The organism is Bradyrhizobium paxllaeri (assembly GCF_001693515.2).
GTDB classification, from domain to species: Bacteria; Pseudomonadota; Alphaproteobacteria; order Rhizobiales; family Xanthobacteraceae; genus Bradyrhizobium; species Bradyrhizobium paxllaeri.
Genome location: NZ_CP042968.1, coordinates 8358694 through 8377719, shown reverse-complemented (window position 1 = coordinate 8377719; position 19026 = coordinate 8358694). Strand labels below are relative to the sequence as shown.

The following is a 19026-nucleotide window of genomic DNA, read 5'->3' as shown; positions in this document are numbered from 1 at the left end:
CAGAACCCCTGTGTATTCCTGTGAATCCTGTGGAGCTTAACCGAGATGTGGGACCCTGCGCGATCGCCTCAGGGATAACCCTTGGTTTCTTCACAGGGCCTCACGCGAGGACAAGTCCGCCGCCTCGCGGCAATGATAGTGAGAAGATGTGGATTTGTCTCTTCATAAGCTGGCCACAAAACATCGCAAGCGATTGATGCCAGTGGCGTTATCCGGATGATCCGGTGCTCGGTCAAAATTGGTGTTGGATGTGAACAAGCCGCGCAAAAATGCGGGACGGTTTTGTGTGAGTCCAAATCACCGTCACTTAGACTCAAACCTAAGATTCTAAAATTATTGGTTTAGAGAAGCGGAGCTTTGCGGATATGTCTTGCGTCCCGGCTGGCAGAGCTTCTTCGCAACGCCGGGATGATCCGAACGTTCCAGGGCGAGCAAGGTCGGGGCGACTGCAATGTACGAGTTCACCATCCTTACGGCGTATCCCTGGATCAAGGCACTGCACATAATTGCCGTCATCTCGTGGATGGCCGGCATGCTCTATCTGCCGCGGCTGTTCGTCTATCATTGCGAGGCCGAGATCGGATCGAAGCAGTCCGAGACCTTCAAGGTGATGGAAAGGAGATTGCTGAAGGCAATCATCAATCCTGCGATGATCGTCACCTGGCTGGCCGGCCTTTACCTGGTCTGGAGCGGGGATTGGTACAGGTACGGCTGGTTTCACGCCAAGCTGACGCTGGTGCTCATCCTGTCCGGCGTCCACGGGTTTTTTGCCCGCTGGGTCAAGGATTTCGCCGCCGACCGGAACACCAGAAGTCAGAAATTCTATCGTATTATCAATGAGGTGCCGACCGTCCTGATGATCTTTATAGTCATCCTGGTCGTCGTGAAGCCGTTCTAGGACGCTATTTCGAAGGTTCGGCCGTTTCACACCTGCTTGCGAAGCAGCGGCCGATTTTCTATATTATCGAAATCCCACCCCACGCAGGCGGATGTGGCTGCGTTCCGGCTCCTTCATTGGACCGGCCGCCGCATCAGGTTTGAAGCCTCACCGGCGCTTTCCTTGCTTAGACCTGCGGACCTTCCTTTTTTCGTGTCCGCTTTTTCCTGAAGCCACCTCGCACCCCTTCTCAAAAGATACTCCACAGGACCACCCCAATGCGGGAAATGAAACTCCAAGACCTCAAATCGAAAACGCCGGCCGAGCTCGTCACGTTCGCCGAAGAGAGCGGGGTCGAAAATGCCAGCACCATGCGCAAGCAGGAGCTGATGTTCGCCATTCTCAAGCAGCTCGCGATTCAGGAAATCGACATCATCGGCGAAGGCGTCGTCGAGGTTCTCTCCGACGGCTTCGGCTTTCTACGCTCGCCCGATGCCAACTACCTGCCCGGCCCCGACGACATCTACGTCTCGCCGTCGCAGATCCGCCGCTTCGGTCTTCGCACCGGCGACACTATCGAAGGCCACATTCGCAGCCCGAAGGAAGGCGAACGCTATTTTGCGCTGCTCAAGGTCAACACGCTCAATTTCGAAGATCCGGAAAAGTCCAAGCACAAGGTCAATTTCGACAATCTGACGCCGCTGTTTCCCGACCAGCGCTTCCGTCTCGAACTGGAAGACCCCACGCGAAAAGACCTTTCTGCAAGGGTGATCGACATCGTCGCGCCGATCGGCAAAGGCCAGCGCGCGCTGATCGTGGCGCCGCCGCGCACCGGCAAGACCGTGCTGATGCAGAACATTGCGCACTCCATCACTGCCAATCATCCCGAGTGCTATCTGATCGTGCTCCTGATCGACGAGCGTCCGGAAGAAGTCACGGACATGCAGCGCTCCGTGAAGGGCGAGGTGGTGTCGTCGACCTTCGACGAACCCGCCGTGCGTCACGTCCAGGTCGCCGAGATGGTGATCGAGAAAGCCAAGCGCCTGGTCGAACACGGCCGCGACGTCGTGATTTTGCTCGACTCGATCACGCGCCTCGGCCGCGCCTACAACACCGTGGTGCCGTCATCCGGCAAGGTGCTGACCGGCGGTGTCGACGCCAATGCGCTGCAGCGGCCGAAACGATTCTTCGGCGCCGCGCGAAACATCGAGGAGGGCGGTTCGCTGACGATCATCGCGACCGCGCTGGTCGATACCGGCAGCCGAATGGACGAAGTCATCTTCGAAGAATTCAAGGGCACCGGTAACTCCGAACTGATCCTCGACCGCAAGGTCTCGGACAAGCGGACCTTCCCGGCGATCGACATCTCGCGCTCCGGCACGCGCAAGGAAGAGCTGATCACCGATCCGCAGCTCCTGAAGAAGATGTACGTGCTGCGCCGGATCCTCAATCCGATGGGCACCATGGACGCGATCGACTTCCTGCTCGACAAGCTCCGCAACACCAAGAACAACTCGGAGTTCTTCGACTCCATGAATACCTGAGCTGACAAACCGGGCTTAGGGGAGGGCGCCTTGCACCGCAGGGCGCCCTTTTTTCATGCTGCGATCGTCGCTGCAGCGCGGGAAATCGGTCTTAGCGATTGGTTAACTATATAAGGCATTGAATTTTTATAACTTATTGGCCTTGGCGGTCGGGGTAGGGGCGTCTCTCCGGATTTTGCAGCGTTTTCTACCGCGTCTTTTCACGACTGGCCGGCGATACGGCCTGCACGTTCCGGCCTCGCATTGAATCGCGTTGCCTTTTCAAAACCTCCCGCACAAATAGGCCATGCATCCGCGGGATCAGACCATCTTTGCGTTGTCGTCGGGCCGGCCACCGAGCGCGATCGCTTTAGTGCGCGTCTCGGGTCCGCAGGCCGGAAAGGTCGTGACGACCCTGGCCGGCAAATTGCCGCCACCGCGAATGGCGACCCGCGCCCTGCTTCGGGATGTCGGCCAGCGGCCGATCGACGATGCCGTGGTGTTGTGGTTTCCCGGTCCGGCCAGTGCGACCGGCGAAGACATCGCCGAGTTTCACGTCCACGGCGGACGCGCGGTGCTATCAGCTTTGTTCGCGACGCTGTCGGCCTTCGACGATGTTCGCACCGCCGAGCCCGGCGAATTTACGCGCCGCGCTTTCGAGAACGGCAAGCTCGATCTCACCGAAGCCGAAGGCCTCGACGATCTCATCCACGCCGACACGGATCGGCAGCGGCACCAGGCGTTGCGTCAATTGAAGGGATTGCTTGGCGACAGGGCGCGCGACTGGCGCGCGCGGATCATCGAGGCGTCTGCCTTGATCGAGGCCGGGATCGATTTCTCTGACGAGGGCGACGTGCCGGCGGAGTTGATCGCGCCGGCGCTGGCGAAGGTCAAAGCGTTGCTGGCGGAGATCGAGGTAGTCCTGGCGGGGCAGGGCCGGAGTGAGCGGCTTCGCGATGGCCTCGTCGTCGCGATCGCCGGCCCGCCGAATGTCGGCAAGTCGACGCTGATGAATCAACTCGCGCGTCGCGAGGTCGCGATCGTGTCGCCGCATGCCGGCACCACGCGCGACATCATTGAGGTGCAGCTGGATCTCGACGGCTATCCGGTGACGGTGATCGACACCGCGGGCATTCGCGAGACCGACGACCCGGTGGAGCAGGAGGGCGTCCGCCGCGCCCGTGCCCGCGCGGCGGACGCGGACCTCGTGCTGTGGCTTTCCGACTCGCCGCAGGCAGCGATCGAACACAACGAGGGCGCACCAATCTGGAAGGTGCGAAACAAGATCGATCTCGGAGAGGCGGGTCGGCCATTGGCCGAGGAGCAGGGGGAGGGGAGCTTCCAGATTTCGGCGAGCCGTGGCGACGGCGTGCCGGAGCTGATCGTGGCGTTGGTCGGTTTCGCCCAACGCTACTTTGGCGGCACCGAGGGTGGACTGATTAGCCGGACCCGGCAACGGAAACTGCTCGAGGAGACAGTGGCTGCGCTGCAGCGCTGTGTCGCGGTGGTCGGGGAGGGTGAGGAGCTGGCGGCGGAGGAACTTCGGGCGGCGGGACAGTCGCTGGGAAGGTTGCTCGGGCGGGTGGATGTCGAGGACATTCTCGACGTGATCTTCCGTGAGTTCTGCGTAGGTAAGTGACGTTTGCTTACCTTTCGCTAGCCATGTTTCACGAAACAGGACGGGCCATCCGGGCGGTGTTTCACGTGAAACACTTTCCTCAAACTTCTTCTTTCGGGTCTGGCAACTCCGCGATAGAAGTCCCGACATGATCTCCCAAGCAGAGTCCTTCGACGTTATCGTTATCGGTGGCGGCCATGCCGGCTGCGAGGCCGCGAGCGCGGCTGCGCGGATGGGTGCGAAGACGGCCTTGGTGACCCATCGTTTTGCGACCGTCGGGGCGATGTCTTGCAATCCCGCCATCGGGGGTCTGGGCAAGGGTCATCTGGTTCGCGAGGTCGACGCCCTGGACGGTCTGATGGGTCGGATGGCCGATGCCGGCGGCATCCAGTTTCGAATGCTGAACCGTCGAAAGGGTCCGGCAGTTCGGGGACCGCGTGCCCAGGCGGACCGCAAGCTCTATGCCGCGGCCATGCAGACTGCGATCCTGGAGACGGCCAATCTCAGCGTGATCGAAGGCGAGGCGGATGAGCTGATCGTTTCGAACGGTCGGGTGAGGGGCGTTCGACTGGGGGATGGGCGCGAGCTTGCGGCCGGCGCGGTGGTCATCACGACCGGCACGTTCCTGCGGGGTCTCATCCATCTCGGCGAAAAGAACTGGCCCGCCGGCCGTGTCGGCGAGGCGCCGGCGACGGGGCTTTCGGCCTCCTTTGAGCGTGCCGGGTTTACGCTGGGGCGGTTGAAGACCGGGACGCCGCCGCGGCTCGATGGCACGACCATCGACTGGTCCGCCGTGGAGATGCAGCCCGGAGACGAACCGCCGGAGCCGTTCTCGGTCATGACGGACCGGATCACGACGCCGCAGATCCAATGCGGGATCACGCGGACGACCCCGGCGACCCATGAGGTGATCCGGGCCAACGTCCATCGCTCCCCGATGTATTCCGGCCAGATCAAGAGCAGCGGTCCGCGCTATTGTCCCTCGATCGAGGACAAGATCGTCCGCTTTGGCGATCGCGACGGGCACCAGATCTTCCTGGAGCCGGAAGGGCTCGACGACTCCACCGTTTATCCTAACGGCATCTCGACCTCACTGCCGGAAAAGGTCCAGCTCGCCATCCTCGCGACCATTCCCGGACTTGAGCGGGTCAAGATGGTGCGGCCAGGCTATGCCATCGAATACGACCATGTCGATCCGCGGGAGTTGGAGTCGACACTGCAAACAAAACGGCTGCCGGGTCTCTTTCTGGCCGGGCAGATCAATGGCACGACGGGATACGAAGAGGCTGCGGCCCAGGGGATCGTTGCCGGTCTGAACGCTGCTTTGATGGCGGGAGGCGCTGATCCGATCGTGTTTGATCGCGCCGACGGCTATCTCGGGGTAATGATCGACGACCTCGTGACCCGCGGGATCACTGAGCCGTACCGGATGTTCACCTCGCGGGCCGAGTACCGGCTGACACTTCGGGCAGACAATGCCGACCAGCGTCTGACGGATAAGGGTATCGCTCTGGGCTGCGTGGGGCAGGCGCGTTCTGAACGCCATCGCGAGAAGATGGCTGCGTTGGAAGCTGCCAAGACGTTGGCCAGGTCGCTGGCCATCACGCCCAACGAAGCGGCCAAGCATGGCCTTGCGCTCAACCGCGACGGTCATCGCCGATCGGCATTTGAGCTGCTCGCCTATCCCGAAGTCGAGTGGACGACCCTGTGCAGCATCTGGCCGGAGCTCTCCGCCATCGATCCCTCGATCGCCGTGCATCTCGAGATCGACGCCAAATACGATGTCTATCTCAAGCGCCAGACCGCCGACGTCGATGCCTTCCGGCGCGACGAAGGTTTGGTCCTGGCCGGTATCGACTATGCCGATGTATCAGGGCTTTCGAACGAGGCGCGGTCAAAGCTTCAGGCGGCGCAGCCACGGACCGTGGGGCAGGCGGGTAGACTTGACGGTTTGACGCCGGCGGCGCTTGGAATTCTGGCGGCCTATCTGCGGCGCGAGGCGCGACGGAAGAACGCGAAGGCGACAGCTTAAGAATCTGTTTCACGTGAAACGTCGATGTGGGATGGGTGGAGCGATGGCCATCTTCTGCACGCGAGCAATTGATGGGTATCGCTTCGCTCCACCGATCAGCCTACGATTGAGTCGTCCAACGGGACCGCCATGGCGAAAGCCGCCATTCACACCCTCTCCACGCCCCTGCCCTCCGACAAGGCCAATGGCCTAGCCCTTACCCCCGTTTCACCCGAGACGGAGGCGCGGCTTGATCGCTACGTCGCCTTGCTTCTGGAGTGGCAGATCAAAACGAATCTGGTGGCGCCATCGACGCTTCCGAATCTGTGGACGCGGCACATCTCCGATTCACTCCAGCTTTTGAGTCTGGCTCCGTCGGCTAAGACCTGGGTCGATCTCGGCAGCGGCGGCGGTTTCCCGGGCGTGGTGCTGGCCTGCGCGCTGGCGGAAACACCGGGTGCCAACGTCCATCTGGTCGAGCGAAACGCCAAAAAAGCGGCCTTCCTGCGCGAGGCCGTTCGCGTAACTTCCGCGTCTGCCATCGTGCATTTGGCGGGAATCGGGGATATTGTGGATAGAATTGGAAGCCGCGTTGATTGCGTCACTGCGCGGGCGCTGGCTCCATTACATCAGCTTGTCGGCTTCGCGGAGCCGTTCGTGAGCAGCGGTGCGAAAGCGTTGTTTCTCAAGGGCCAAGATGTAGAGGCTGAATTGACCGAAGCCACTAAATATTGGAATATTCAACCGCGACTCCATTCCAGCCGCACGGGCGGGCACGGCTGGATCGTCGAACTCGATCGGATCGAGCGGCGCAACCCCTCCGCGATCACACATGGCGATCGGGCATGAGCGAATTAGACCAGTTATATCAAGAAGATAGGGATCAGACTCCACCGCCCCATCCACGCATCCTGTCGCTCGCGAATCAGAAGGGCGGCGTGGGCAAAACGACCACGGCGATCAATCTGGGCACTGCGCTCGCGGCAATCGGCGAGCGCGTCCTGATCGTCGACCTCGATCCGCAGGGCAACGCCTCCACCGGTCTCGGCATCGATCGCCGCAACCGCAGCTGCTCGACCTATGACGTGCTGATCGGCGAAGCGCCGCTGCGCGACGCGGTCGTTGCCACCGCGGTGCCGCGATTGCACATCGCCTCCTCGACCATGGATCTGTCGGGCCTTGAGCTCGAACTCGGTACCACGCCGGGCCGCGCCTTCCGCTTGCGTGATGCGATTGCGTCGCTGAACAAGAACGTGGCGCCGGACACCGACTACACCTATGTGCTGATCGATTGCCCGCCGTCGCTGAATCTTCTCACGGTCAACGCGATGGCGGCGTCGGATGCGATCCTGGTGCCGCTGCAGTGTGAGTTCTTCGCGCTCGAAGGTCTGTCGCAATTGCTGCAGACGGTGGAGCAGGTGCGCTCGACGCTCAATCCGAACCTGTCGATCCACGGCATCGTGCTGACTATGTTCGACTCGCGCAACAATCTGTCGAACCAGGTGGTCGCCGACGTCAGGCAGTTCATGGGCGGCAAGGTCTATGACACCATGATCCCCCGCAACGTGCGCATCTCCGAGGCGCCGTCCTACGGCAAGCCGGTGCTGGTCTACGATCTCAAATGCGTCGGCAGCGAAGCGTATCTGAAGCTGGCAACGGAAGTGATCCAGCGCGAGCGCGAGCTGAGGCATTAGCAGGTACGACGTCATTCCGGACAATCCGCGTGAGCGGATTGATCCGGAATCTCGAAGTGATGAAGCAACTCTGACGTCGAGATTCCGGGTTCGCGTCTGACGACGCGCCCCGGAATGACAGCAAGATCAACCGAATTCAGTTCCGGAGTAGCTTAAGTGAATCCTAGGGAGTTGGCGGCAATGGCCGACAAAACAGGTTCGCGACTGGGCCGTGGCCTCGCAAGTCTGATCGGGGATGTCGGCGGCGAGGCCGCGCACGCCGAACGGCCGCGTAATCAGCGCAAGGTGCCGATCGAGTTTCTCAAGCCCAATCCGCGCAACCCACGCCGGACCTTTTCCGATACCGAACTTGGCGAGCTGGCCAGCTCGGTCAAGCAACACGGCGTGATCCAGCCGATCGTGGTCCGTCCCGTGAAGGGCGCGCAGGACCGCTACGAGATCATCGCCGGCGAGCGCCGCTGGCGCGCCGCGCAACTCGCGAGCCTGCACGAGGTGCCGATCGTCCCGATCGAAGTCAGCGACTCTGACGCACTCGAGATCATGATCATCGAGAACGTCCAGCGCGAAGACCTCAATGCGATGGAAGAGGCGCAGGGCTATCACGCACTGGCCGACGAATTCAAACGCAGCCAGGAAGACATCGCCAAGGAAGTCGGCAAGAGCCGCAGCCACGTCGCCAACATGATGCGGCTGACGAAATTGCCGACGGAGGTGCAGGCCCTTATCTCAAGCGGCGAATTATCCGCCGGCCACGCCCGTGCGCTGATCGGCGTGCCCGATCCGCTGGCCGCGGCAAAGCGCATCGTCGCCGAAGGACTCAACGTCCGGCAGACCGAGGCGCTGGCGCATGAAGAGGGCGTGCCGGAACGCAAGCCGCAGAAGGCGAGGCGCGGCGGCGGCAAGACAAAGGATCCCGACACGATCGCGCTGGAGAAGCGTGTCAGCGATGCGCTCGGCCTCACCGTGACCGTCAACCACCGCGATCCCGGCGGCTCCGTCCAGATCAGCTACCGCAACCTCGAACAGCTCGACGAGGTGATGCGACGATTGGAGAAGGGCTAAGCGGGGCCCATCTTACTTTGCATGGGGTTGTTTTCGCGATTTTGCATCCGGCGGCTCCGCACGCCAGGAAATAGATTCCCGTTACATCAAGCCGGGTCGGCCATAGGCCGGTGCCACTCGCAATGGCGGTTGCTGAAGTTCGCTTAGCCCCGCCGCTTCGCGTTCGCCGCAATCGACAGCAGCGTTCGCAGCCCAATGGCTGACGCCAGCGAGGCCTGCTTGCGCATGTCGAGGGCGGCCGTCCCGAGCTGATCGATGATGGCGGCCAACCGCGGCGCGCTGAAATTGCGCAGCGCAATTTCGACGGCGCCCTTGCGCGAAAAGTGCAGGCGCGGATAGCCGCTTTCCAGCAGCGTCGAGACCGGCGTGCCCTCCGCGACCGCGAGCGCCGATTTGTGCAGCCAGGCCGCCTGGCGCTGCGCGGCGGAAATGATCACGCCGGGATAGGTGCCGGCGACCATGGCCTTGGCAAATTCGCTCTCGACCAGATCCGGCTTGCCGGCAAAGGCGCCATCCACGATCGGGTCGAGTTTCAGCTCGGAGGCGTCGGAGACGACGGTCATGACATCGTCGAGCGCGATCTCGCCCTTGCCGTGGGAATAGAGCGCGAGCTTGCGCAGTTCGTTGCGCGAGGCCTGGCGGTCGCCGCCGAGTAGCGACATCAGCACCGCGCGCGCGTCCGAAGCGATGCGTAAACTGGAAGCCCGCAATTCCTCGTCGATCAACCTCGCGAGGTCGCGCTCGGTGTCGGGATAGCAGGCGATGGCGACCGCGGTCTTGGCGCGCTCGCAGGCCTTGCGCAGCGGCGATTCCGGCCGCAGCTCGCCGGCCTCGATCACGATGCGGCAATCCTTCACCGCCGAATCAGCCAGCGTGTCGATGCCGCTGGCAAAATTGCGGGAGCCGGCGCGCACACGGATCGCCCGTCGGCCGCCGAACATCGGGATCGTCATGGCTTCATCGACCAGCCGCGACGGCTCGGCCGCCAGTTCGTCGCCATCGAGCCGCACCAGCGAAAAGGGATCGTTGGGATCGTCGACCGCCGACGCGATCAGCGCGTCGGCGCGCTCGCGCACCAGACCGGCGTCGGGACCGTAAAGCAGGATGATGGGACGGCCGGCATCAGGCCGGGCGAGAAAAGCGTCGATGTCTTTTCCGCGGAGCGCGACCAATGGCGGTCAGGTGCCAGCGTAGAAGTAGGACGCCAGCCGGGTCTGGATGTTTTCCGCGATTTCGTTGGCGGCGCGATCCTCGGCGTCGCGGAAAGCGCGGGCGCGAGCAAAGCGCTGCAGATTGCCCGGAATATCATAGGACACTCGGGAGAAAGTCGTCCCGGTCATGACCGACTTGTTGGTGGCAAGATCAATCAAATTGTACTGCGCGTCGATGCCGTAGTTTTCGCTTGTCGGCAACGCGGTGTTCGGGTCGATCATCAGCGAGTTGCGGGTGCTGTTGAAGCGCAGCACCAGCCGGTGGGTCGGCGGCATGCCGGTGGCGTTGCCGTAGAGCTTGAACGCCAGCGCGTTGCGGATCTCCACCTGGATTCGGGCTTCACGCGACGCGTTCGGCTTATCCACCGGTGGAACTTCCACGCCCATCAGCTTTTCGCGCAAGCCGGGCTTGCCGTCGGTACGTTCGGCATACATCGGCTGGAAGCAGCCGGCCGTGAGCGCCGCCAGAGCGGCGACGGCGATGAGCCGAACGGCGATCCGGGTCTTAGCCAACGACATTCACGATCCTCATGGGAACTACGATTATCTTGCGGACGGCCTTGCCGCCGAGAGCGAGTTTTACCGCATCGAGCGCCAAAACGGCAGCCTCAATTTCCGGATTTTGGGCGACCCGTGGCACGGTAACATCACCCCGCTTCTTGCCGTTGACCTGGACCACCAGCGTCACGGTGTCTTCAACCAGCAAATCGCGTTCGATTTGGGGCCAGTTGGCCTCCGAAATCAGCCCCTGCTGGCCCAGAACTACCCAGCACTCCTCAGCCAGATGGGGCATCATAGGCGCAATGAGCTGAACCAGGATGGTCGCGGCTTCGCGGACTGCCCAGGCGGTGTCGGCCGCCGGCTTGCCGCCCTTGCCCAGGACCTCGGCCAGTGCATTGGCGAATTCCCGGATATGGGCCAGGCAGACGTTGAAGTGCAGCCGCTCAATGCCCGACGACACCTTGTCCAGCGCGCCATGGGCCGCCTTGCGCAGCGCCAGCGCTTCGGGGCCGAACGCAGCCGGCCGGCCGACAGAGGCCGATTTGGCGATTTCGGCCGATTCGTTCACCAGCCGCCACAGCCGCTGCACGAAGCGCGAGGCGCCCTGCACGCGCTCGTCGCTCCAGATCACGTCACGGTCCGGCGGCGAGTCCGACAGCATGAACCAGCGCGCGACGTCGGCGCCATAGGTCGCGATGATGTCGTCGGGGTCGACGGTGTTCTTCTTCGACTTCGACATCTTCTCGATCGGACCGATCGTCACCGGCTCGTCGCCATAGATCATGGTGGCGCGCCGTTCGCCGCCGACGATTTCGACCTTCACCTCGGCCGGCGTGACAAAGGTGCCGTCGGCCTTCTGATAGGTCTCGTGCACCACCATGCCTTGGGTGAACATGCCGGCGAACGGCTCATCCATGTTGATATGGCCGGTGGCCTTCATCGCGCGGGTGAAGAAGCGGCTGTAGAGCAGGTGCAGGATCGCGTGCTCGACGCCGCCGATATACTGGTCGACCGGCATCATCCGGTCGGCGACCGCAGGCGTGGTTGGCGCCTTCTCGTTCCAGGGATCGGTGAAGCGCGCAAAATACCAGGACGAATCCACGAAGGTGTCCATGGTGTCGGTTTCGCGGGTAGCCTTGCCGCCGCATTTCGGACAGGTGACGTGCTTCCAGGTCGGATGATGGTCGAGCGCGTTGCCCGGCTTGTCGAAGGTCGCGTCCTCCGGCAGCGTCACCGGCAACTGGTCGTCCGGCACCGGCACCACATCGCATGTCGGGCAATGGATGACCGGGATCGGGCAGCCCCAATAGCGCTGGCGCGAAATGCCCCAGTCGCGCAGGCGGAAATTCACCTGCCGCTCGCCGACGGGCGCGTTGCCGCGCATCTCCGATTCCAGCCGCTTTGCGATCTCTTCCTTGGCCGCGTCGATGGTCATGCCATCGAGGAAGCGGGAATTGATCATGCGGCCGTCGCCGTCATAGGCGGTGTCCGTGATGACGAACGTCTTCGGGTCCTGACCTTCCGGGCAGACCACCGGAATATTGCCGAGATTGTATTTGTTGACGAAGTCGAGGTCGCGCTGGTCATGCGCCGGGCAGCCGAAGATGGCGCCGGTGCCGTATTCCATCAGCACGAAATTCGCGACATAGACCGGCAGCTTCCAGTTCGGGTCGAACGGGTGCACGGCCTTGATGCCGGTGTCAAAGCCCTGCTTCTCGGCGGTGTCGATGATTTCCTGCGCCGTGCCGATCTTCTTGATGTCGGCGATGAACTCGGCAAGCTTTGGATTCTTCGCCGCCGCGGCAATCGCCAGCGGATGATCGGCCGAGATCGCCATGAATTTTGCGCCGAACAGCGTGTCCGGCCGCGTCGTGAAAATCTTCAGCTCGGTTTCGCCCGCCGGCGTTGTGGCAGGGTCGAGCGCGAAGCGGATCAGCAGGCCTTCGGAGCGGCCGATCCAGTTGCGCTGCATCAGCCGCACCTTGTCGGGCCAGCGGTCCAGCCCGTCGAGTGCGTCCAGCAGTTCCTGCGAGTATTTTGTGATCTTGAAGACCCACTGGCTCATCTCGCGCTGCTCGACAACAGCGCCCGAGCGCCAGCCGCGGCCGTCGATCACCTGCTCGTTGGCGAGCACGGTCATGTCGACCGGATCCCAGTTCAGCTTGCGCTTCTCGCGTTCGGCGAGGCCGGCGCGCAGCATGTCCAGGAACATCTTCTGCTGATGCTTGTAGTAGGAGGGGTCGCAGGTCGCGAACTCGCGTGACCAGTCGAGCGACAACCCGATCGACCGCAACTGCTTCTTCATCGCGGCGATGTTGTCGTAGGTCCACGCCTTCGGCGCGACCTTGCGCTCGATCGCGGCATTCTCCGCCGGCAGGCCGAACGCGTCCCAGCCCATCGGATGCAGCACGTTAAAGCCCTTGGCGCGCATGAAGCGGGCCAGCACGTCGCCGAGCGTATAGTTCCGAACATGCCCGATATGGATGCGCCCGGACGGGTAGGGGAACATCTCGAGCACGTAGTATTTCGGCCGCGAATCGTCGTTTTTGGAGGCGAAGATCGCCTTTTCGTCCCACTGGCGCTGCCAGCGAGGCTCGGAATCACGGGCGTTGTAACGTTCGGAGGTCATGGAATCGCTAGCGCTTTTTGTGGATTCGGGTCCCGTCCAGAGGACGGCGGACTAGGCCACAAAAGCGGCTGTGGGGTCAACGGGTTGGGGAGGGGGCAGAACGGTCATTTGACCAGCGGGCCTGGCGTGTCCGCTCACCCTGCCATCGCCATCCCGGCCTCGTCGACCAGCTTGGCGAATCCGTGCTCGACCACGGTATTTCGCCCGCGGTGCTTGGCGGCGTAGAGGGCGGCATCCGCGGCTTCGATCAGGTCGCCGGGGGTTTGGGTGTCGCTCGGCAGCGTGGCGGCGACGCCGACGCTGACGGTGACGATCATATGGTTGGAGGTGATGTGGGGCAGGGCGAGGCCCTGAACGGTTGCGCGCACGGTTTCGCCGACCTCGAGCGCCTTCTGCGGGCTGGTGTTCGGCAACAACAGGCAGAATTCCTCGCCGCCATAGCGGCCGGCAAAGCCCATGGTGTCGGCAGCGATGCCCGCCAGCGTTTCGCCGATCCGGGTCAGGCAGGCGTCGCCTTCCGGGTGGCCATAGGTGTCGTTGTAGAGCTTGAAGTGATCGACATCGATCATCAGGAGCGACAGCTCGCTATGGTACTGCTGCGCCTTCATCCATTCGAAATCGAGCCGGCTCTGGAAGCCGCGGCGGTTGGCAAGGCCCGACAGCATGTCCATCGAGGCCATCACGGTGAGCCGGTCGTTGGTGGCGACGAGTTCGCGCTCGCGCTGGCTGAGCTGGGCCGCCATCGCGTTGAAGGCGCGGGCCAGCGGCATGAATTCCGACGGCAGGCGGCTGCGCGAGACGCGGGCCGTCGAGTCGCCTTCGCCGAATCGCTTGGCCATGCCGGTCATGACTTCGATCGGATTGATGATGAGTTTCTCGGCGCCGATCAGCGCGCCGAGCAGTACGAACAGGCAGACGAATCCGAGTTGCAGATAGGCGGTGCGGATCTCGCGATTGATCTCCGCCGTCACTTTGGCCTCGTCGACGCTGACGGTCAGGCGCGCCTGCGTTCCGGGAATGCGCGCGAAACTGATGGCGCGCTTGGAGCCGTCCATCGTGGTGAAGGAAAGCGACCCCGTATCGGAGTTGGAGCTGAGCGCCTTGTAAGTGATGGCTGACAACAGCGGCACGTTGTCGAGTGGTTGGCCGATCGCGCTGGCCTGATCCGGCGGTGCCGCCAGCACGACGCCGGTACTATCGATCAGCAGCGCCGAGATGCCCGGCTTTCCGCCGAGGTTGGCCATGATCTTCGACAGCCAGTCTATATTGATGCCGGCGACCGCAACCGAATCTTCCTCCGGATTGATCGCGGAAACCGGATAGGCCGCCATCATGATCGGCCGATTGTTGGTCTTGCCGAACAGATAATCGCTGAAGACGAAATCGCGCGTCTCCTGCGCCTTCCTGAAATAGTCGCGATCAGCGATGTTGAGGCCGACCTGAATATTCAGGGTCGAGCACTGCACCGTGCCTTCCTTGCTCACCAGCATGATGCTGCGGATCCAGGGCAGGTTGGCGGGCAGGCTGGCGCGCAATATTTCGCAGCTGCGCCCGATGCCGCTGGAGGCGCGGATATAGGCCGCCGATTTCAGCATGGTTTCGACGGAGGAGATCACCTCGCGCTGGGTCTCGGCGCTGTGATGGGTGATATTGGCGTATTCTTCCGAAGCCGTCGCGATCTGCCTGGCGCGGGTGTCTTCGAGCGAGCGGACGCGCTCCAGCATCAAGGGCGCCACCAGCAGCACGGCCAGCATCGCAAGCCGCGCCCGGATTCCGAGCAGCTTCTTGAGCTTGACCCGCTTGCGGTTGAAAGTAACGCCAGACATCCTGCCCCCCGCACCACAGGGTAGAGCGAAGGGTTCAAAAAGCCTTTCCCGAACTTGGTAAAATTTGAGGAAATGCCGTAAAATCTTCTCGCCGAAACACGACACGATGCGAGAGAGATGACGACGCCGCTAACCAAGTCTTTACCAATCGGTCTGGCCCAGGTGGAGCAGGACATCGCGCGCGCGTGCAAGGAAGCGCGCCGCGAGCGTGCATCGGTGACGCTGATCGCGGTGTCGAAGACCTTTGACGCCGCAGCGATTTCGCCGGTCATCGATGCCGGGCAGCGCGTGTTCGGCGAAAACCGCGTGCAGGAGGCCAAGGCAAAATGGCCGGCGCTGGTGTCATCCCATCCCGGGATTGCGTTGCATCTGATCGGGCCATTGCAATCCAACAAGGCGAAAGAGGCCGTGGCGCTGTTCGACGCCATCCATTCGGTCGACCGTCCCAGCATTTGCGAAGCGCTGGCCAAGGAAATCAATTTACAGAACAAACGGCCGGAATTGTTCGTTCAGATCAACACTGGCGAGGAGCCGCAAAAGGCCGGCATCGCGCCCGGCGATGCCGATGCCTTCATCGCGAGCTGTCGCGACAAGTATGGTCTGGTCATTTCCGGCCTGATGTGCATCCCGCCGGTCAACGACGCGCCGGCGCCGCATTTTGCGCTGACGGCCAAGATCGCCGCGCGCAACGGGCTGAAGAATCTGTCGATGGGCATGAGTGCCGATTTTGCAGTCGCGATCCAGATGGGTGCGACGCATGTGCGGGTGGGTTCGGCGATCTTCGGGGCGCGGTAGAGAAGCGTAGGGTGGGCAAAGCGAAGCGTGCCCACCATTCTGCGAGCTTGTCCGAACGAAGATGGTGGGCACGGCGCTTACGCGCCCTTTGCCCACCCTCATATGAGGCCTTTTGAGTCAAGCATCCCGACAGGGCTTGGATGTGATTTTTACGTTCGGTGGAGCGGCGGCGCGCGGAGCCATGCGTAGCGCAGCGTGCCGCCGCGGTCGGTGCGCTCTGGGACTGGCTTCCGGCGATTTATGCAGTTGCTCACTGCATCACCTCATATCCGGTCGGACCGTTGTCCGTACCCACATTCCGCATGCATGCGGCGAGGAAGCCACGAGGATGAGACCCATCTACGAAACAGCCTGTTTGCTGGCCCAAGGGTGGCACGGTCACCATCCATCCCGCGCTGACCGCGGCAGATGCCGCGACGCTGACGCGTTCGTTGAAGTGGTTAGATCTTTACGGCCTTGAGCACCGCGCCTTCCGGCACGAGACCGGTCGTGAGGTAGCGCCACAGCGCCACCATCAGCTTGCGCGCCAGGGCGACGATGGCGACGCGCTTGATGCGCTTGCCGGCATCGAGCGTGCGCTTGCGGTACTCCAGGGTCAGCTTGCTGTCCGGCTGATGCCGCAGCCACAGCCAGGCCAGTTCGATCGCGGCACAGCGGGCGCGCGGATTGCCCGCCTTGCTGATGCCCTGGTCGCGGTCGATGCCGCCGCTCCGCCACGGACTGGGCGTCAGCCCGAAATAGCTCCCGACCTCGCGGCGATTGCGGAAGTCCTTGTAGAACACCTCGCTGGTCAGCGTCGTCGCGAACGCCGGGCCGAGACATTTGAGCCGGCGCAGCAGTTCGCTGCGCCGGCTCATCTCGGCTTCCGCAGGCATTGGCTCCGCTGCGGCCGCCTCCTGCGCGAGCGCATCGAGCCGATCGCGCACCAGCATCAGCCGCGCGTGCTCGTGTCGGATCTCGCTCAGCATCCGCGGCGGGACCGCCTGGCCTTGCCAATCCCGCTGCGTTGCCAGCCAGCTCAGCCAGTCGCGCCGCCGCGGGTTCCCGACCGCCATGCCCCGCAGCCGCAGCAGTGCCTTGATCCGGTTGGTGTGAGCGGTTTGCTCCTTGATCAGCCGGTCGCGTTCGCGGCTGCCGCGGCGGGCGTCCTCCTGTTCGGCTGCAGGCACCCGGACGATCCGCACCACCCGCGGCTCGCCGCGCAGATACGCCATCAGCGTGCGCAGCATCCGCTCGCCATCGATCCGGTCGGTCTTCACCCGCCGCGCCCGCTGGTCCACCGCAATGCTGGCGGGATCAAACACGTAGTTCGTGATGCCGGCCGCCAGCAGCAGCCGGTGCAGCCAGAACCCGTCGTAGCCCGCCTCGTAGCAGCTCGCCACCGCCGGAACGCCTCCCAGCGTTCGAGCCGCCCGCTCCCGAACCCGACCCACCAACGCCAACAGCTCGGCATGATCGCCACCCTCCAGCTTGTGGTGCGATATCTTGTCCTTGTCCGGGCTGTGCAGCGCGACCCGCCAGCTCCGCTGGCTCAGTTCGATTGCAACGAAAATTGTGCCAATATGGCCGGCGGTGGGCGTGGCTACGGTGGATGCTTGCATCTGACTCTCCGAGGGGTTCGAGTGTGGAAACCCAAACCTTATCGGAAAGGCCACGCTCACCGCCTCATGGAATCTACGAAGCCCGCAATGATGGCGAGAGAGCCTACTTGAATCCCACCGACACCTTCCCAAGCGCACCAAAATCAACCGCGAAAAAATCGCCCGATTGAATCGGCAGCGGTGGATGGCAGGTGCCCGTCGTGACAACACGGCCGGCCTTCAGCGTCACGCCAAGCTGGCGCAGTTCGTTGGCGAGCCACGTCAGTGCTAACAGGGGATCGCCCAGCACGTTCTTGCCGTGGCCGACGAATTTTTCGCCGCGCATCGTCATGATCGGCCGCTCCTCGACGAGGTCCATCGACCGCCAGTCGGCCGTTGCGGCAGGGCCCAGCACGAACAGATGCGCGCAGGCGTTATCGGCGATGAGCTGCGCTTCGCCGGCGCTGACGAAATCGGCAAAGCGTGAATCCGGTATCTCGATGGCCGGGTGCAGCGTGTCGACGGCATCGAGCACCTGCTGGACCGTATAGGGTGTCGGTCGCGCCGGCAGATCGACACGCATGCGAAACGCGAATTCGGGCTCGGCGACGCGCATTTCGTTGCCTGCCATCGAAGCCGTTCCGCCATCGGGAATGACGGTCTCGGCCAGGATGCGCCCGGCCATCGGCCCGTCGACGTTGATGTGCTTTTGTCCGGCCGCGCTGGTGGCCGCGATCTTCCAGCCGAACAGGCTCTCGGACGAGTATCTTTCGATTGCCGCCTGGATCGCGTAGCCCTCAATCCGGTCGCTCGGCCGCAGTTTTTCGTCGAGGCCAGAAAGTTTGGTGCCGGCGCGCCAGTGGTCGTGCAGCGTCTTTGATGCGGCTTCTATCGCATTCTTGTCGAGCATCGCGGTTGATCCCTCATCAGCCGATCATGATTTTCGTCTGCGGGCCCATGCGCCGCAGCAGCCGCAGCATGGCGGATTTCGTCATCGAGACGCATCCCGCTGTCGGCGAGAAATTGGTCCGAGCCAGATGCAGGAACACGGCGCTGCCGCGACCGGCAATGCGCGGCGCGCTGTTGTGATCGATCTCGACGATGAAGTCGTAGAGGTGGTCCTCGCGCGTCAGCCGGTCGCCGGGCTGATCCCGGACCAGGCGAATCGGTTGATTGTAGTGGCGGTCATGCGGGTCCTCGCACCAGGCGTCTTCGGGCCGGATGGGTCGGGCCGGCAGATAGGTCCGGGGCCGAATATGGCGGTCGGCCCGCCACCACAATTGCAGCGGACGATAGGTGCCCCGCGGGGTGCCGCCATCGCCCTCCCGCTTGTTGGCGAGGATGCCGCCGCGGCCAAGTGCCACCGGCACGGTCCAGCCGTCTGCGGTCAGCCAGCCCCGGCGGGGGTCGCCGGCGGCCTGCCGGACCCGGATTGCGACAAGTGGCCGATCACGCGCAGCTGTCTTATAAGTGATTGAAATCGGAGTGGTTTCCATGCCAATGCCCAACACCGGGGATTGCCTGTCCCGCCGTTACTATTCTAATTGACGCCATTACAGGACATTCATCCAGACGCGCCTCAAATTTGGGATAGACTGTGATCGGCTTGTGAATCTGTAACAATCTCTTACCTCACTACAAATCAGTACCCTGATGACCCGCTTGCTAGCGAAATTTGCCCGCGAATCAGGTTTGTCAT

At 62.9% G+C, this 19026-nt stretch carries 15 protein-coding genes; 8 read left to right on the top strand and 7 right to left on the bottom strand.

Translation table 11 applies throughout. The features are described 5' to 3' along the window. Window positions 1-451: 451 nt before the first annotated feature. The 7 genes from hemJ to LMTR21_RS39820 all read left to right on the top strand — a co-directional run bounded on the left by hemJ (window position 452) and on the right by LMTR21_RS39820 (window position 8785). Entirely contained in the window at window positions 452-898 is a 447-nt protein-coding gene (gene hemJ, locus LMTR21_RS39850) for a protoporphyrinogen oxidase HemJ (protein ID WP_065755602.1), read from the top strand. Window positions 899-1155: 257 nt separating this feature from the next. Continuing rightward, window positions 1156-2421, top strand: coding sequence for a transcription termination factor Rho (gene rho, locus LMTR21_RS39845; protein WP_057834504.1), 1266 nt, complete (start codon window positions 1156-1158; stop codon window positions 2419-2421). A gap of 286 nt (window positions 2422-2707) precedes the next feature. Further along, window positions 2708-4039, top strand: a complete 1332-nt coding sequence (gene mnmE, locus LMTR21_RS39840) for a tRNA uridine-5-carboxymethylaminomethyl(34) synthesis GTPase MnmE (RefSeq protein ID WP_065755601.1) — start codon at window positions 2708-2710, stop codon at window positions 4037-4039. Between the two features lie 127 nt (window positions 4040-4166). Beyond that, window positions 4167-6050 carry a tRNA uridine-5-carboxymethylaminomethyl(34) synthesis enzyme MnmG gene (gene mnmG, locus LMTR21_RS39835; protein WP_065755600.1) on the top strand — a complete coding sequence of 628 codons (1884 nt, stop codon included), beginning with the start codon at window positions 4167-4169 and terminating at the stop codon, window positions 6048-6050. A 129-nt stretch (window positions 6051-6179) separates the two neighbouring features. Continuing rightward, complete coding sequence (gene rsmG / locus LMTR21_RS39830) at window positions 6180-6878, top strand: 16S rRNA (guanine(527)-N(7))-methyltransferase RsmG (protein ID WP_065755599.1); 699 nt, start codon at window positions 6180-6182, stop codon at window positions 6876-6878. Continuing rightward, the gene (locus LMTR21_RS39825) at window positions 6875-7723 is read left to right on the top strand and encodes a ParA family protein (RefSeq protein ID WP_065755598.1); all 849 of its coding nucleotides are present in this window, start codon (window positions 6875-6877) and stop codon (window positions 7721-7723) included. The genes rsmG and LMTR21_RS39825 overlap by 4 nt, the downstream gene beginning before the upstream one ends. Before the next feature lie 180 nt (window positions 7724-7903). Then, window positions 7904-8785 carry a ParB/RepB/Spo0J family partition protein gene (locus LMTR21_RS39820; protein WP_065755597.1) on the top strand — a complete coding sequence of 294 codons (882 nt, stop codon included), beginning with the start codon at window positions 7904-7906 and terminating at the stop codon, window positions 8783-8785. A 143-nt stretch (window positions 8786-8928) separates the two neighbouring features. On the opposite strand, the gene holA is transcribed toward LMTR21_RS39820, so the two are convergent. From holA to LMTR21_RS39800, 4 genes are all read right to left on the bottom strand, one after another. Further along, entirely contained in the window at window positions 8929-9957 is a 1029-nt protein-coding gene (gene holA, locus LMTR21_RS39815) for a DNA polymerase III subunit delta (RefSeq protein ID WP_065755596.1), read from the bottom strand. A 6-nt stretch (window positions 9958-9963) separates the two neighbouring features. Continuing rightward, window positions 9964-10515, bottom strand: coding sequence for an LPS assembly lipoprotein LptE (gene lptE / locus LMTR21_RS39810; RefSeq protein ID WP_065755595.1), 552 nt, complete (start codon window positions 10513-10515; stop codon window positions 9964-9966). Beyond that, window positions 10502-13126 carry a leucine--tRNA ligase gene (leuS, locus tag LMTR21_RS39805; protein ID WP_065755594.1) on the bottom strand — a complete coding sequence of 875 codons (2625 nt, stop codon included), beginning with the start codon at window positions 13124-13126 and terminating at the stop codon, window positions 10502-10504. Before leuS ends, lptE begins: the two co-directional genes overlap by 14 nt. Window positions 13127-13260: 134 nt before the next feature. Beyond that, window positions 13261-14952 (bottom strand): diguanylate cyclase domain-containing protein, encoded by a 1692-nt coding sequence (locus tag LMTR21_RS39800; protein WP_065755593.1) that lies wholly within the window; start codon window positions 14950-14952, stop codon window positions 13261-13263. A 117-nt stretch (window positions 14953-15069) separates the two neighbouring features. Between LMTR21_RS39800 and LMTR21_RS39795 the strand changes: the two genes are divergently transcribed. After that, a complete protein-coding gene (locus tag LMTR21_RS39795) occupies window positions 15070-15747 on the top strand; it encodes a YggS family pyridoxal phosphate-dependent enzyme (RefSeq protein ID WP_065755592.1) in 678 nt (225 codons plus the stop codon). Between the two features lie 440 nt (window positions 15748-16187). Here the strand turns inward: LMTR21_RS39795 and LMTR21_RS39790 are convergent, their stop codons facing one another. The 3 genes from LMTR21_RS39790 to LMTR21_RS39780 form a co-directional block, all read right to left on the bottom strand. Beyond that, complete coding sequence (locus LMTR21_RS39790; RefSeq protein WP_148636056.1) at window positions 16188-17348, bottom strand: IS110 family RNA-guided transposase; 1161 nt, start codon at window positions 17346-17348, stop codon at window positions 16188-16190. A gap of 103 nt (window positions 17349-17451) precedes the next feature. After that, window positions 17452-18237: a 2-keto-4-pentenoate hydratase gene (locus LMTR21_RS39785; RefSeq protein WP_065754105.1), complete on the bottom strand. Its 786-nt coding sequence runs from the start codon at window positions 18235-18237 to the stop codon at window positions 17452-17454. A gap of 16 nt (window positions 18238-18253) precedes the next feature. Then, complete coding sequence (locus LMTR21_RS39780; protein ID WP_065754104.1) at window positions 18254-18823, bottom strand: L,D-transpeptidase family protein; 570 nt, start codon at window positions 18821-18823, stop codon at window positions 18254-18256. Window positions 18824-19026: the final 203 nt, after the last annotated feature.